The organism is Salegentibacter flavus, from assembly GCF_900115145.1.
GTDB lineage: Bacteria > Bacteroidota > Bacteroidia > Flavobacteriales > Flavobacteriaceae > Salegentibacter > Salegentibacter flavus.
In genome coordinates, this window is sequence record NZ_FOVL01000016.1 from 62148 (window position 1) to 76232 (window position 14085).

The following is a 14085-nucleotide window of genomic DNA, read 5'->3' on the forward strand; positions in this document are numbered from 1 at the left end:
AAAACGGGATAAACTGCGGCCGAAATCTCAATGATTCTGTCATTTCCGAGAAGTCGGAAATCTATTCTCCCTCCGGAATAAACTCCATTGCCAGTCCGTTAATACAATGTCTTTCCCCGGTGGTGTTCCTTGGGCCATCTTCAAAGACGTGCCCGAGGTGACCGCCACAACGGGCGCAGTGTACTTCGTTATCTTCATATCCAAAAGAAGTATTTCTTCCGTAGGAGACAGCATCTTCAATGGGCCTGTCGAAACTGGGCCATCCCGTACCGCTATCAAATTTATATTTTGTTTTATAGAGAGGGTTGCCGCATGCAGCACAAACAAAGGTTCCGGGTTCTTTAATATCGTTTAGCGGACTCGTAAAGGCACGTTCTGTATCCCCTTTTCGCAGGATGCGATACTGCCCCTCCGAAAGTTCTGCTTTCCATTGGGCATCGGTTTTTGTTACTTCATATTCCTGTGAAGCTTTATCATTTTTTTGAGCATTACCATTGCAGCTGAAAAGCATCAGCGGGAAGATAAAAACCAGTAATTTTCTCATAGGTTTTTATTTTAAAGATACAAAGATTAGTCTGCGAGGAACGTTGTGATTTTGTTAATTACCTTCTTGTCACCCAGAATCCGGCGGTGTCCCTGGCCTTCGGTGATCATTAATTCGCTGTTTTCCAGAGCGCGGTCAATCTCGTAGGCAGAACTAACGTGAACGTCAACATCCTGTTTATCGTGGATAACCAGGGTTGGTATTTTTACGGCTTCCGCAGAAACCGCTCCGGAATAATTATTCATGTTTTCCCCGAATTTCTCATCGAAATATGCTTTCATCCTGTCGGCGATAGCCTTGTTCATCCCCAGGTTTTCATTGAATTCGTGAGTAATGTGCGTAACGGAGTTTGCAGTGCCGATAATAATTAGCTTATTGATTTTCATTCCCTCTTTTACAGCCCGAAGGGAAGCCATGCCTCCAAGGGAATGTCCTATAGCAGCCTCAAAAGGGCCAAACTCTTTATCGAGAAAATGAATACTTTCTATGAACTCGGTCATTATACTGGATTTCCCGGGGGCTTTTCCGTGGCCTGGAGCATCAAAACTTATGGTGCTGTAACCGGCGTGTACCAGTGCTTCAGCAATATAGGAAAGTTGTGTGCCGCGCCCGCTCCATCCGTGTACAAGCAGGATCTTATGAGGGGAATCTCCGTAATGGTAAACTACTATTTCTTTCCCAAAAGCCGGCACTTTCAGTATTGTCTGCACCGAATTTCGGTCCATCTTTTTTTCACGCTTCGGAAGTTTATATTTAAAGGGAGTAAGAAATAATCTGGCGGCAAATCTACTCGCCAGGAATGGGGAGGTTTTCCTCAGTATCTTAGCGATATAACGAATATAATCAGGAATAAGAAGCTGTTGAACAGAAAGCTGATCCTTTTTTGCTTTGGTCATTGTTATTGAAAATGAGGTCTGCAAGTTAAGGAATTCTGGTTTCATTATACCTTATAAACACTGGGATATAGAGAAGTGGTATTGTTTTTGAAATAAGTTATTTTGTTAAATGATGCTTAAAGCAAGGAACAGGGTTTCCTGGCTTTTGTAATTTTAGCTAAACAAATCAAAATATTATGATACTTAAACGAACATTAATATGGGTAAGCGCAGCCTTATTATTTGTGAGCTGCCAAACCAATCCATTTACCGGGGAGAAAAATCTGAATTTTGTATCAAATGACCAGCTCTTTCCGGCCTCATTTGAACAGTACAATCAGTTTCTTTCTGAAAATGATGTTGTAACCGGTACTGCGGAAGCAAATATGGTAAAAAGAGTGGGTAAAAAGATTGAAACTGCCGCTGAAAGATATTTAAACGCCAACGGATACCAGGGATTTCTGGAAGACTTTCGATGGGAATATAACCTGGTGAATGATGATGCGGTAAACGCCTTTGCTATGCCAGGAGGTAAGATAGTTTTCTATACAGGAATTCTACCTGTTGCTGAAAGTGAAACCGGGGTGGCCGTTGTTATGGCGCACGAGATCGCCCACGCCCTTGCCGATCACGGGGCCCAGCGTATGAGTGCTGCACAATTGCAACAACTTGGGGCCGTAGCGGGAGGTATTGCTGTAAGTGGCAGGAGCCAGGAGACCCAGCAAATATTCGCACAGGCTTATGGTTTGGGTACTACTGTGGGAGTAATGCTGCCTTTTAGCAGAAAACACGAGACCGAAGCCGACAGGATTGGGCTAACTTTAATGGCTATTGCAGGTTATAATCCGGAAGAAGCCTCGAGGTTATGGCAAAGAATGGCTGCCCAGAGTGATGGGCAAGCGCCGCCGGAGTTTTTAAGTACTCACCCATCTAACCAGACGAGGATCAACAATCTTAAAAAATGGGCTCCGGAAGCCAAAGCAGAAGCTAAAAAATATGGAGTAACTTCTTTCCAATAGGAAATAATGCCGATTAAATTATAGAAAAGCTGCCGCAACCCGGCAGCTTTTTCTATTTTTATCCTGATGAAACCAGCATGCTGCTGGACCCAAAAATGGCAACACACATGAGCATGATTAAAAGCCTGTGCCTAATTCTCAAATTGAGTTAAAATTATGCACAGATGAAAAAATTACCCAAAGGGCATAAGAAACTCCTTCACGCCTGGGCTTTCTATGATTGGGCAAATTCAGTGTATAGCCTGGTGATATCTTCGGCTATCTTCCCAATATTTTACGGTGCACTTACCATCGTAAGAGATGCACAGGGAAATAAAATAGATGACACGGTTCATTTTCTGGGCTTTGACTTCAATAACGATAGCCTTATTAGTTATGTTACCGCCCTGGCTTTTCTGGCCGTTTCTTTTTTGAGTCCGTTTTTATCCGGGATCGCAGATTATATTGGAAATAAGAAGAATTTTATGAAGTTCTTTAATTACCTGGGTGCGCTCTCCTGCATTGGTCTGTTTTGGTTTGACCTGGAATATCTCTGGTTAGGTTTGTTGAGCTATTTTCTTGCACTCATTGGCTTCTGGGGTAGCCTGGTTTTCTATAATTCGTATTTACCCGACATTGCTTTTAAAGATCAGCAGGATAAGATAAGTGCAAAAGGTTTTTCTCTTGGATACATCGGGAGTGTTATTTTACTTGTTATCTGTCTTGTATTAATTCTTAAACATTCCTGGTTTGGTTTTGAAGATGAAGGGCTTCCAACCCGACTTTCCTTTATCCTAACCGGGGTTTGGTGGATAGGTTTTAGTCAGTACACCTACTATTATTTGCCAAAAGGAAATAAGCGTGCAGGCATTCGCCGAAATGTGCTATTCAATGGTTTCAAGGAATTAAAAAGTATCTGGAAAGCCATGAAACACAATCCGATGTTGAAGCGATATCTGGTGGCCTTTTTTGTTTATAGCATGGCGGTGCAAACAATTATGCTTGTCGCTACTTATTTTGGTATTGAAGAACTAGATTGGGGAGAACAGGATCCTACCAGCGGATTGATAATAAGTATTCTGTTGATACAGCTGGTAGCCGTAGCAGGTGCTACCCTTACTGCCAGGATCGCGCTTAGAATTGGGAACATTAAAACCCTTATTTTCATCAATCTAATCTGGATAAGCATTTGTGGCTATGCCTACTTTATTGTTAGTCCCGAACAGTTTTATGTGGCTGCAGCGGCTGTGGGACTGGTTATGGGAGGAATCCAATCTTTGTCCAGGTCTACGTACTCCAAGTATCTTCCCGAAGACACAAAGGATACAGCCAGTTATTTCAGTTTCTACGATGTTTCAGAAAAAATAGGGATAGTAATAGGGATGTTCATGTACGGGATGGTAGCTCAAATTACCGGCAGTATAAGAGATTCGATCCTATTTCTGATGGTGTTTTTTATTGCCGGAGTGTTTTTACTGATGCGGGTACCAAAAACAAACCCCGCGAAATAGCGCAGGGTTTGTAGTTTTCCTTTTCATAGCAATAAGGAATAAAATTTATTTAGAAGAGATGGCGCCAGATCCCATTGCTTTGAAATTCTGTTTATCGGGATTTCCTTTGTAAAGGATATCTCCAGAGCCCATAACTTTGGCATCTAGAGAAGCCGAAGCAAAGACTTCTATATCTCCACTTCCCATTACCATAGCTTTGACCTCTTCAGCTGTAAGATCGAAAGCCTGGAAATCGCCGGAACCGGTTACCTTGCATTCAAAGTAATTGCTTTTCCCTCTAAGCATTGTATCTCCTGAGCCTGTGATTTGACTTTCCAAAGAATCAACATCGAGGTTTAGATTGAGGTTTCCTGAGCCGGTTAGGCTGGTTTTAAAAGACTTTGCCTTGATGGGCGCGGAATTCCATAAGTCGCCGGAGCCGGTAAGCTTCACTTCGTTAATATCCTTGAATGGAACGGTAACCTTTATTGATTTATTACGTGAAGGCTGCAGGTTAATTTTATCTGCCGGCTTTATCCTTAGCGTACCATTTTTGACTTCAGTTATTATATATTCCATCAGGTTGCTTTCGGCTTCCACTTTTATTTCTCCTTCCTTTCCTGCTACTAGCTCTACATCCATAGATCCAACGAGGTAAATTTCGTCATAATCAGAGGTGCTTCGATTTTCAGTAGTCGTGTTGCCGTTGCCTTTTACAGTTTCATTTTTCCAGAATTGAGCATTTGCTGAATTAAAACTGAATAGAAGAGTTGCTAAAAATAAGATTGATCGTTTCATGATTTTTGTTTTATGATTGATGAATTATTTACTTTTTACTGAATTGTACATTGGCATAACTGGTATTTATCGTTACCATACTGCCGGAGTTATTTTCTAAATGATAGCCCTGAAGGCTTTGTTTTGTATTCTGGTTATTACGTTTTTGCACCTGAAGGTCCTCCAGCCCTTTGACATTTCCATAACTGGCCTCCACATTAAAATTGAAGGCTTGTTGGGCATCATAGCCTATCTTCACGCCAGCATAATCACTGGTTATCTTAATATTCTTTGCGCCTTTAACGACCTTATCTATACTAAGACTACCATAGTCCATATTCAGATCTGCCGAGTTAAAAACCCTACCGATCTTAGTGCTGAGGTAATCCCCATTCCCAGTTATCCTTTTTACTTTATCTACGTTTATGCTACCATAATCTGCATCAAACTCCAGGTTGCTCACCTTTCTTATTTTTGAAGTTGTATAATCGGCGTTGATCTTTAGCCTTTCTGCCTCTTCTATTTCAAATTCACTGTAGTCTGCGTTTATTTCAGCATTTTTTATGTAGCCAAACCTGCTGTTTCTGGTATAATCAAAATTAAGATAATTGGAGTCACCTCTTAGTTCAAGGATGTCTATTTTTCCGTAGTCACTGGAGATCCTGGAGTTACCCAGTAGACGGTCGATATAGATGCCGCCGTAATCGTTGCTAAGATCCATATTATTGGTTTCAGGGGCTCTTATCACATAATTGATTTCCATATTCACATTGCTTGATCCGGAAAAAAGATTGCTCCACCAGGAAGAGCTTTTATTTCCCGATAAATGGGTTTTAGCACTTACTCCTGATGAGTTCTGGTTGAATTCCACTTCTATTTCATCCAGTTTTTTCTGAACTTTTTCAGGATCATTTCCATTGGTCTTGATAAAAACTTCAATCACAACTTTATTCTGATTCCAGGTAGAGATATCTATATTTCCGTAGCTGTTATCCACCTTAAGGTTAGAACTGGCAGACACACTGAATTCCCTGGAGATTTTCTTCTCTTTGGTGTGTTTTCCGCTCAGGTCGTTATTGCAGAAAGTCAGCCCGGGTAAGAGAACCGCTGCAAAAAGTAGTTTATATAATAGTGCTTTCATGACTTTGTGTTTTTAGGGATTTAATATTTTCAATTTGGGTTAATACATTATTCAATAGATCTATTCTTTGCTGGAAGTTGCTTATCATGGCATAGATAACCCGTTTGTCCTGCCCGCTGTTTACCAGGTCTTTTTTAAGTTTGGAATATTCAGTTTCCAGTTTATTCAACTGGGAAAGCGCATCATTAATTATCGCTTCGGTTTCCGGGGTTTTTTCAGCTTCAATATTTTTTAATTCTTTCTGAATTACCGAGGTGTAAAAATCCTGGGTTTCTTTCATTTCAGTAGAAACACTTGCCAAATCTCCTTTCTTTTCAGTCACATTATTCATATGAATGTTTCCGAAGAGAACAATAGCCAGGGCAATACTTGCTGCAATCCCCAGAAATGGTCCCCAAAGATTCCTGGTTTTGGGGTGCCGTCGGTTCTGCTCCTTAGCAGATTGCTCCAGTTTTTCCAGGAAGCGGTCTTTGTGTCCGGCCCTGGGTTCTACGACATCGAAATCCAGGTCTTCGAAAAGTTCGGTTATTTTATCGGTTTTCATCTTTCAGCAGTTTTTTTCTTAAGCTCTCCTTGGCCCGTGAGATAGTAGTTCTGCAATTGGCGTAGGAGATATTCAATATTTCACAAATTTCATCGTAATCGTATCCTTCAATAAGATGCAAGCTTAGCGCTATGCGGTAATTTTCTTTCAGTGAACTTAAAGCCCTCATGATTCTTTTTACTTTTTCATTATTAGCGCTTTCTTCCAGGTCTATACCTTCGCTTTCATCAAGTTCGTTTTTCAGTTCGTCGTTATAACTCAGCTCGGTATATTTCGATTTTCTATTGAACGAATTAATGCTCAGGTTTACAACGATCTTTTTAAGCCAGGCTCCAAAACTCGCGGTGCCCTTAAAGCTGTCTATCTTGGTGAAGGCCTTCAGGAAAGCTTCCTGCATTAGGTCTTCGGCTTCGGCGGTGTCCTTTACAATCCGCAGGCTGGTATTATACATCGCTTTATAATAGCGATCATAAATCTCCATTTGTGCCCGCTGATCGCCTTCCCGACAACGCGAAACAAGATCATTAATATGTGTGATGGTTGGTGTCAAAAAAAGTATCCTGTTTATTATAAAGATAGGTTTGAAATTGATTTGTTACAGTTTTGAGAAAAAAACTTTCTATTTAAGATGGCATAAGAATTGTCTAAAGATAATGAAGATTGCGCATACCAAGTCCTAAGCCAGTGAGTCTAAGGCGAAAAGAAAAAGAAACAGATTAAAAATCCAGACTGTTTGTGACAGTTTGACTTAAAATAAATTATGGCGAAAACTAAAATTACCAATTTTGACAGTTTGTCATTGCAGGAAATAGATCAGGATGCTGATCTAATCCCTCTAATGACGCCTGAAGATGAAGAGGAAATCAATAAAGAAAATCTACCCGAATCTTTACCTATATTACCTTTACGAAACACTGTATTATTCCCTGGAGTAGTGATTCCTATCACCGCGGGGAGAGATGCTTCTATTAAGCTGATCAACCAGGCCAATAACGACAGTAAGATTATTGGGGTGGTGTCTCAGAAAGACGAGGAAGTAGAGAATCCCACCGCAAAGGATATTAACAGGGTAGGAGTAGTGGCCCGAATCCTTCGTGTGCTTAAAATGCCCGACGGAAATACCACGGTAATAATTCAGGGTAAAAAACGCTTTAAAATCGAAGAAGTGGTAAGTGAAGATCCTTACCTCACCGCTACGATTACAGAAGTTCCCGAAGCCAGACCGGCCACTGATAATGAAGAATTTTCGGCTATTATAGATTCTATAAAAGAACTGGCGCTTCAAATTATAAAAGGGAGTCCTAATATTCCCAGTGAAGCTTCCTTCGCAATAAAAAATATAGAAAGCGCTTCTTTTCTTATCAATTTTGTGTCTTCGAATATGAACCTTTCGGTAGAAGACAAACAAACATTGTTGGAAACAAATGATCTAAGAGAAAGAGCCCTGGCAACCTTAAGATATATGAATGTGGAGTTTCAGAAACTGGAACTCAAAAATGATATTCAGTCGAGGGTGCAGAGTGATATGAGCCAGCAGCAGCGAGAGTATTTTCTTCATCAGCAAATGAAAACCATCCAGGAAGAACTCGGTGGGGTTTCTCACGAAGATGAAATCGAAGAAATGCGGCAGCGCGCCAGAAGTAAGAAGTGGCAGGAAGCAATACAAAAGCATTTTGAGAAGGAACTTGCTAAAATGCAGCGAATGAATCCGCAGGTGGCTGAATACTCCATTCAGCGTAACTATCTTGACCTGTTTCTGGACCTGCCCTGGAATGAATTCAGCAAAGATAAATTCGACCTGAAAAGGGCCAAAAAGATTCTGGATAGGGACCATTACGGATTAGGAGATGTAAAACGCCGGATCATCGAATACCTGGCAGTATTGAAGCTAAGAAATGATATGAAATCGCCTATTCTTTGTCTTTACGGACCTCCGGGCGTAGGTAAAACCTCCCTTGGGAAATCTGTAGCCGAAGCTCTGGGCAGAGAATATGTTAGAATATCTCTTGGTGGTCTTAGGGATGAGGCAGAGATCAGGGGACACCGGAAGACTTATATAGGTGCAATGCCCGGAAGAATTATTCAAAGTCTTAAGAAGGCCGGTACAAGCAACCCGGTTTTTGTATTAGATGAGATAGATAAATTGAGCATCGGGAATGCAGGAGATCCATCTTCGGCCTTGCTGGAAGTTCTTGATCCAGAGCAAAACAACGATTTTCACGATAACTTTCTGGAAATGGGCTTTGATCTTTCCAAGGTTATGTTTATCGCTACCGCCAATAACCTGGGAACCATCCAGCCGGCTCTAAGAGACCGTATGGAGATAATTAATGTGACCGGGTATACTATTGAAGAAAAGGTGGAGATCGCTCGCCAGCATTTGCTACCTAAGCAATTAAAGGAGCATGGAATGACCAAAGAGCAATTGAAAATTGCTAAGCCTCAGCTGGAGAAGATTGTGGAAGGCTACACCCGGGAATCGGGAGTGCGTGGACTTGAAAAGCAAATCGCTAAGATGGTGCGTCATGCCGCGAAGAATATAGCGATGGAGGAAGATTATAATATTAAGGCCACCAATAAAGACATCATTGAAGTTCTTGGTAGCCCAAAACTGGAGCGTGATAAATATGAAAACAATGAAGTAGCCGGAGTGGTTACAGGCCTTGCCTGGACGCAGGTTGGCGGAGATATCCTGTTTATTGAATCTATTTTATCTAAAGGAAAGGGACACCTGAATATTACAGGAAATCTTGGAAAGGTGATGAAGGAATCGGCTACCATTGCGATGGAATACATCAAAGCAAATGCTGATGAGCTTGGACTCGATCCCGGGGTTTTCGAGAAGTACAACGTACATATTCACGTGCCCGAAGGAGCAACTCCAAAAGATGGCCCCAGCGCAGGAATTACTATGTTAACCTCTTTGGTTTCGTTGTTCACTCAGCGGAAGGTGAAGAAAAGTATCGCGATGACGGGGGAGATTACGCTTAGAGGGAAAGTGCTTCCGGTGGGAGGATTGAAAGAAAAAATTCTTGCCGCCAAAAGAGCCAGGATCAAGGAGATCATTCTTTGTAAGGAGAATGAACGCGATGTTAAGGAAATCAAGGAAGAGTACCTTAAAGGGCTTACTTTTCATTATGTAAATGAGATGAGCGAGGTAATAGACATAGCGATTACCAGTCAGAAGGTGAAAAATGCTAAGAAACTTTAAAAACTAAAACCTCCGAAAGGAGGTTTTTTTTATGAGGCATATTCAGGAAAGCCTTCTTATTTAATTAAATTTGTGACCTGCATTTAAAGAAACCTTGATGAGTAAAAAAATCACGATTGCCATAGATGGGCATTCCTCTACCGGAAAAAGTACTGTTGCCAAGCAGCTCGCAAAAGAGTTAGGATATATTTATGTAGACAGCGGGGCGATGTACCGTGCAGTAACTCTGTATGCGATGCGAAAACTATTTGTAAGCGATACCAATTTTGATAAAGAATCTATTATAAGGCATCTGCCTTTTATTAATGTGAAGTTTATTTTTGATGATGAATTGGGCTATGGAGAAATTTATTTGAATGATGAAAATGTTGAAAAGGAGATACGTCTCCTGGAAGTTTCACAGCAGGTTAGTAAGGTGGCAGCAATTCCTCAGGTTAGGAAGAAATTGGTAAAGCTTCAGCAGGAGATGGGTAAGGATAAAGGAGTGGTTATGGACGGCCGTGATATAGGAACAGTTGTTTTTCCAGATGCCGACCTGAAACTCTTTATGACTGCTTCTACTGAAAGACGGGCGCAGAGACGTTATAAAGAGCTTAAAGAAAGAGGAGATGAAATTACTCTTGATGAGGTGCTAACCAATGTAAAAGAACGCGATCACATGGACACCACCAGGGACGATTCTCCCTTGCTGAAGGCAGATGACGCTATAGAAATTGACAATTCTCTTTTGGATTTGGAAGAACAGTATGAAAAAGTACTCAAACTTGCCAAAGATAAAATCGAAGCTGATAGCTAAAGCTTTGAGAATTAAAAAATAAGTGGTATTTTTGCACTCCTTTTTGGCAAAGATCCGGAAAATCAAAAGGGGATAAAATTATTTTTATAAACACTTCTGTGTTTCATTTGCTAATTTTTCCGGGAAAGCACAGGATACAAATTAATTAATCAGCAATGGCTGAAGAAAACAAAAAACAAGAAGTTCAGGACACTACTGAAGTTCAGGAAGTAGCAGGAATGGATAATTCTTCGCAACCTACCGTTACAGAACAGCAGGAAAACCCTGAAAAATTTTTAGAAGATTTCAACTGGCACAATTATGAAGAGGGAATTGACCCGATTGATGATAAGAAGCTGGAAGAATTTGAGAAATTAGTATCAGAAAATTTCGTTGACACTTTAGATGATGAAGTTGTAACCGGGACAGTAATAAATCTTACCGACCGTGATGCAATCATAGACATCAACGCCAAGAGTGAAGGTGTGATCTCTCTTAACGAATTTCGTTACAACCCAGACCTTAAAGTAGGGGATGAAGTAGAGGTATTGATCGATGTTCGTGAAGACTCTACTGGTCAATTGGTTCTTTCTCACCGTAAGGCCCGTGTTATTCAGGCCTGGGATCGTGTGAATAAAGCTCATGATGAAGGTCTTATCGTAAACGGTTTTGTAAAATGCAGAACCAAAGGCGGTATGATCGTAGATGTATTTGGAATTGAGGCATTCTTGCCAGGTTCTCAAATAGACGTGAAGCCTATCCGTGATTACGATGCTTACGTAGGAAAAACAATGGAATTCAAAGTTGTGAAAATCAACCATGAATTTAAAAACGTTGTGGTTTCTCACAAAGCGCTTATCGAAGCCGATATCGAAGAACAGAAGAAAGAAATTATCGGTCAGCTTGAAAAAGGTCAGGTACTTGAAGGTACTGTTAAAAACATCACTTCTTACGGAGTATTTGTTGATCTTGGAGGAGTTGACGGACTTGTTCACATTACCGACCTTAGCTGGTCTCGTATCAACCATCCAAATGAGATCGTTGAGCTAGATCAAAAACTAAACGTGGTAATTCTTGACTTTGATGAAGCGAAAACAAGAATCCAACTTGGTCTTAAGCAATTAAGCAAACACCCATGGGAAGCTCTTGACGAAAACCTTAAGGTTGGAGACAAGGTAAAAGGTAAAGTAGTTGTAATCGCAGATTACGGTGCATTTATCGAAGTTGCCGAAGGTGTTGAAGGTCTTATTCACGTTTCTGAAATGTCTTGGAGTACGCATTTGCGTTCAGCTCAGGATTTCGTAAATGTTGGAGATGAGGTTGAAGCTCAAATCTTAACTTTAGATCGTGAAGACCGTAAAATGTCTCTTGGAATTAAGCAATTAACTCCAGACCCATGGACAGATATTACTACTAAATATCCTGTTGGTTCTAAACATAAAGGGATTGTACGTAACTTCACCAACTTTGGTGTATTCGTAGAATTGGAAGAAGGAATTGACGGACTTATCTATATCTCTGATCTATCCTGGACTAAGAAAATCAAGCATCCATCAGAATTTACTAACGTAGGTGATGAGCTTGAGGTTGTAGTTCTTGAATTAGATGTTGAAGGACGTAAGTTAAGCCTTGGTCACAAGCAGGTTGAAGCCAACCCTTGGGATAAATACGAAACTGAGTTCGCTGTTGGCACCAAACATACCGCAGAGATCGCAGAAATCGTAGACAAAGGAGCTACTATAGACTTTAACGAAGATATCACCGCATTTGTTCCAACCAGACATCTTGAGAAAGAAGACGGTAACAAATTGACTAAAGGTGAATCTGCAGAGTTCCAGATCATTGAATTCAACAAAGAATTCAAAAGAGTGGTAGCTTCTCATATGGCTATTCACAAAGAAGAAGAGCAGCAAATCGTTAAGCAAGCCGCTAAGAAAGCAGCTACGCAAACAAAAGACAAAACCACTATTGGTGATGTTAATGCCGATCTTCAGGCTTTAAAAGATAAAATGGAAGGGAAGTAATTCCGGATATTTGATCATAAATAGAAACCTCCTTAGTTTGCGCTAAGGAGGTTTTTTTTGGTTAATTTAAAAAGTTTAAAGTCTTCATATTACCAAACGACTTCTTCGTTCCAGGAAAATATTGTCGTGCCATACTCCATCTCTTTTTCCTATTTTTTCCCGGTAACCCACTTCGCGGAATCCTTCAGAGGTATGCAGCGCGATACTGGCTTTATTTTCAGGGAAAATACCTGCTTGCAGCGTCCAGATTTTATTTTTTTCGCTTTGAGCAATAATCGATCTCAGTAAAGCCCGGCCAACTCCACGGCCCGAATGTTCTGGATGAACATAAAGACTTACTTCACACACTCCAGAATAAACCTGGCGTGCCGATACAGGGGAGAGAGCTACCCAACCAATAATGCTATTATTATTTTCAGCAAGCAATCTGGAATCTGTGCGGAATTTTTTATTCCAGGTTTCCCAAGTAGGGGCAAGGGTCTCAAAGGTAGCTATTCCTGTATTTATTCCTGCCTGGTAAATTTTTTTAACGGCGGGGAAATCATCTTTTTGAATGGGTTTAATTTTAATTTCTGCGGAAGTATTCATCCTGATATTTTCAGGAAAAATAATATTTTAATCGATAGTAAAAAGAGTGTTTTTCCAAAAAAAGCATAAAAAAACCGGAAAAAAATTTCCGGCTCTTTCAACATATTTGGAAGGTAATCATTAAACAGTTTCGGTAATTTTAACTATAGCCTCCATTTTCACTTCGGTTTTAATCGATCTTGTGATCAGGCAGATCTCTTCGGCTTTATGAAGCAATTTCATTGCTTTTTCTTCATCCTTTGTATTTTTGATAACCAGTTCAGGTTTAATAACAACCTCACTCATGATGAACTTTTTATCGATGCGTTCCATCTTTCCTACAGCCGGGCATTTTAAACTTTTAAAATCAAGTTTTGAATATTCTGCAACTGCAGTAAAAGAGGTCATGAAACAACTTACTACAGAGGCTGTAAAAAGGTGCTCCGGAGACCAAATGCCTTCAATTCCTCCTGGAAATTCAGGGGGAGTGGCTACTTCTATTTCATCGTTTAACTGAGGGGAAGAAATTTTACCCTTTCTTGTTTCTGTCCATTCAAGGTCCAGATTATAATAGTGTGCTTGTGGTTCCATATTTATAGTTTTATAAGAAGAACCAAACCGATTCTTCCCGATTACTTTTCAGATTCCGCGGCTTGTGCCTGTGCCTGATGATAATTCACTTCTTCCCAGGCCCCACCGTTATAGCATTCAATTCCCATTTGGGAAAGCATTTGAGTGGCGATACCACTGCGGTTTCCGGTTCTGCAGCAAAGGATGAGTGGCTGTTTCTGAGCTTTTATCTCGTCCATATGCTTATTTAATTCCTGTAGAGGAATATTCAATGATTCAGCAACGTGTCCTCCTGCAAATTCGGGTCTTGTACGTACATCGATAACAGTGGCTCCATCTTTAATCATTTGAGTAAAATCCATATTGTTTTTCTTTTTCGGTTTTTTCTTAAAACTGCTAAACAATAAGGCACCCATAAAAGCACCATATAAAGTGGCGTTAACGGGATCTGATGTTATTGCACATCCTCCGCTTTCACAGCCTATGGTACTGTAATAGATAAATCCGGTAAGTGCCCCAACACCTAATCCGGCTATAATAAGTTTATTATTGTTTAGTAACTGCATGTT

General features: G+C 40.5%; 14 protein-coding genes. 5 read left to right on the plus strand and 9 right to left on the minus strand.

Annotation, left to right across the window (positions count from 1 at the left end):
* Positions 1-61: 61 nt before the first annotated feature.
* Both msrB and BM266_RS12535 read right to left on the minus strand, forming a co-directional pair.
* Positions 62-544: a peptide-methionine (R)-S-oxide reductase MsrB gene (msrB, locus tag BM266_RS12530; protein ID WP_093410276.1), complete on the minus strand. Its 483-nt coding sequence runs from the start codon at positions 542-544 to the stop codon at positions 62-64.
* Between the two features lie 26 nt (positions 545-570).
* Positions 571-1440, minus strand: a complete 870-nt coding sequence (locus BM266_RS12535) for an alpha/beta fold hydrolase (RefSeq protein ID WP_093410278.1) — start codon at positions 1438-1440, stop codon at positions 571-573.
* A gap of 176 nt (positions 1441-1616) precedes the next feature.
* Here BM266_RS12535 and BM266_RS12540 point away from each other — a divergent pair, with 176 nt between their 5' ends.
* A complete protein-coding gene (locus BM266_RS12540; RefSeq protein WP_093410281.1) occupies positions 1617-2438 on the plus strand; it encodes a M48 family metallopeptidase in 822 nt (273 codons plus the stop codon).
* A gap of 164 nt (positions 2439-2602) precedes the next feature.
* Positions 2603-3928 (plus strand): MFS transporter, encoded by a 1326-nt coding sequence (locus BM266_RS12545; protein WP_093410283.1) that lies wholly within the window; start codon positions 2603-2605, stop codon positions 3926-3928.
* Positions 3929-3973: 45 nt separating this feature from the next.
* Here BM266_RS12545 and BM266_RS12550 read toward each other — a convergent pair whose 3' ends face one another.
* Genes BM266_RS12550 through BM266_RS12565 form a run of 4 tightly spaced genes read right to left on the minus strand, consistent with a single transcriptional unit; the run spans position 3974 to position 6919 of the window.
* The gene (locus BM266_RS12550; protein WP_093410287.1) at positions 3974-4705 is read right to left on the minus strand and encodes a head GIN domain-containing protein; all 732 of its coding nucleotides are present in this window, start codon (positions 4703-4705) and stop codon (positions 3974-3976) included.
* Positions 4706-4733: 28 nt separating this feature from the next.
* Positions 4734-5825 (minus strand): DUF4097 family beta strand repeat-containing protein, encoded by a 1092-nt coding sequence (locus BM266_RS12555; RefSeq protein ID WP_093410290.1) that lies wholly within the window; start codon positions 5823-5825, stop codon positions 4734-4736.
* A complete protein-coding gene (locus BM266_RS12560; protein WP_093410292.1) occupies positions 5806-6369 on the minus strand; it encodes a hypothetical protein in 564 nt (187 codons plus the stop codon). Before BM266_RS12560 ends, BM266_RS12555 begins: the two co-directional genes overlap by 20 nt.
* Positions 6356-6919 carry an RNA polymerase sigma factor gene (locus BM266_RS12565; RefSeq protein WP_093410294.1) on the minus strand — a complete coding sequence of 188 codons (564 nt, stop codon included), beginning with the start codon at positions 6917-6919 and terminating at the stop codon, positions 6356-6358. Before BM266_RS12565 ends, BM266_RS12560 begins: the two co-directional genes overlap by 14 nt.
* Before the next feature lie 210 nt (positions 6920-7129).
* Here BM266_RS12565 and lon point away from each other — a divergent pair, with 210 nt between their 5' ends.
* From lon to rpsA, 3 genes are all read left to right on the plus strand, one after another.
* A complete protein-coding gene (gene lon, locus BM266_RS12570) occupies positions 7130-9580 on the plus strand; it encodes an endopeptidase La (RefSeq protein WP_093410297.1) in 2451 nt (816 codons plus the stop codon).
* 97 nt (positions 9581-9677) lie between these two features.
* Complete coding sequence (cmk, locus tag BM266_RS12575; RefSeq protein ID WP_093410299.1) at positions 9678-10376, plus strand: (d)CMP kinase; 699 nt, start codon at positions 9678-9680, stop codon at positions 10374-10376.
* A 155-nt stretch (positions 10377-10531) separates the two neighbouring features.
* Positions 10532-12379 carry a 30S ribosomal protein S1 gene (rpsA, locus tag BM266_RS12580; protein WP_093410301.1) on the plus strand — a complete coding sequence of 616 codons (1848 nt, stop codon included), beginning with the start codon at positions 10532-10534 and terminating at the stop codon, positions 12377-12379.
* 84 nt (positions 12380-12463) lie between these two features.
* Here rpsA and BM266_RS12585 read toward each other — a convergent pair whose 3' ends face one another.
* From BM266_RS12585 to BM266_RS17385, 3 genes are all read right to left on the minus strand, one after another.
* Positions 12464-12967, minus strand: a complete 504-nt coding sequence (locus BM266_RS12585; RefSeq protein ID WP_093410303.1) for a GNAT family N-acetyltransferase — start codon at positions 12965-12967, stop codon at positions 12464-12466.
* 120 nt (positions 12968-13087) lie between these two features.
* Positions 13088-13537 carry an OsmC family protein gene (locus BM266_RS12590; RefSeq protein WP_093410306.1) on the minus strand — a complete coding sequence of 150 codons (450 nt, stop codon included), beginning with the start codon at positions 13535-13537 and terminating at the stop codon, positions 13088-13090.
* 41 nt (positions 13538-13578) lie between these two features.
* Positions 13579-14082, minus strand: a complete 504-nt coding sequence (locus BM266_RS17385; protein WP_245760441.1) for a rhodanese-like domain-containing protein — start codon at positions 14080-14082, stop codon at positions 13579-13581.
* Positions 14083-14085 lie beyond the last annotated feature (3 nt).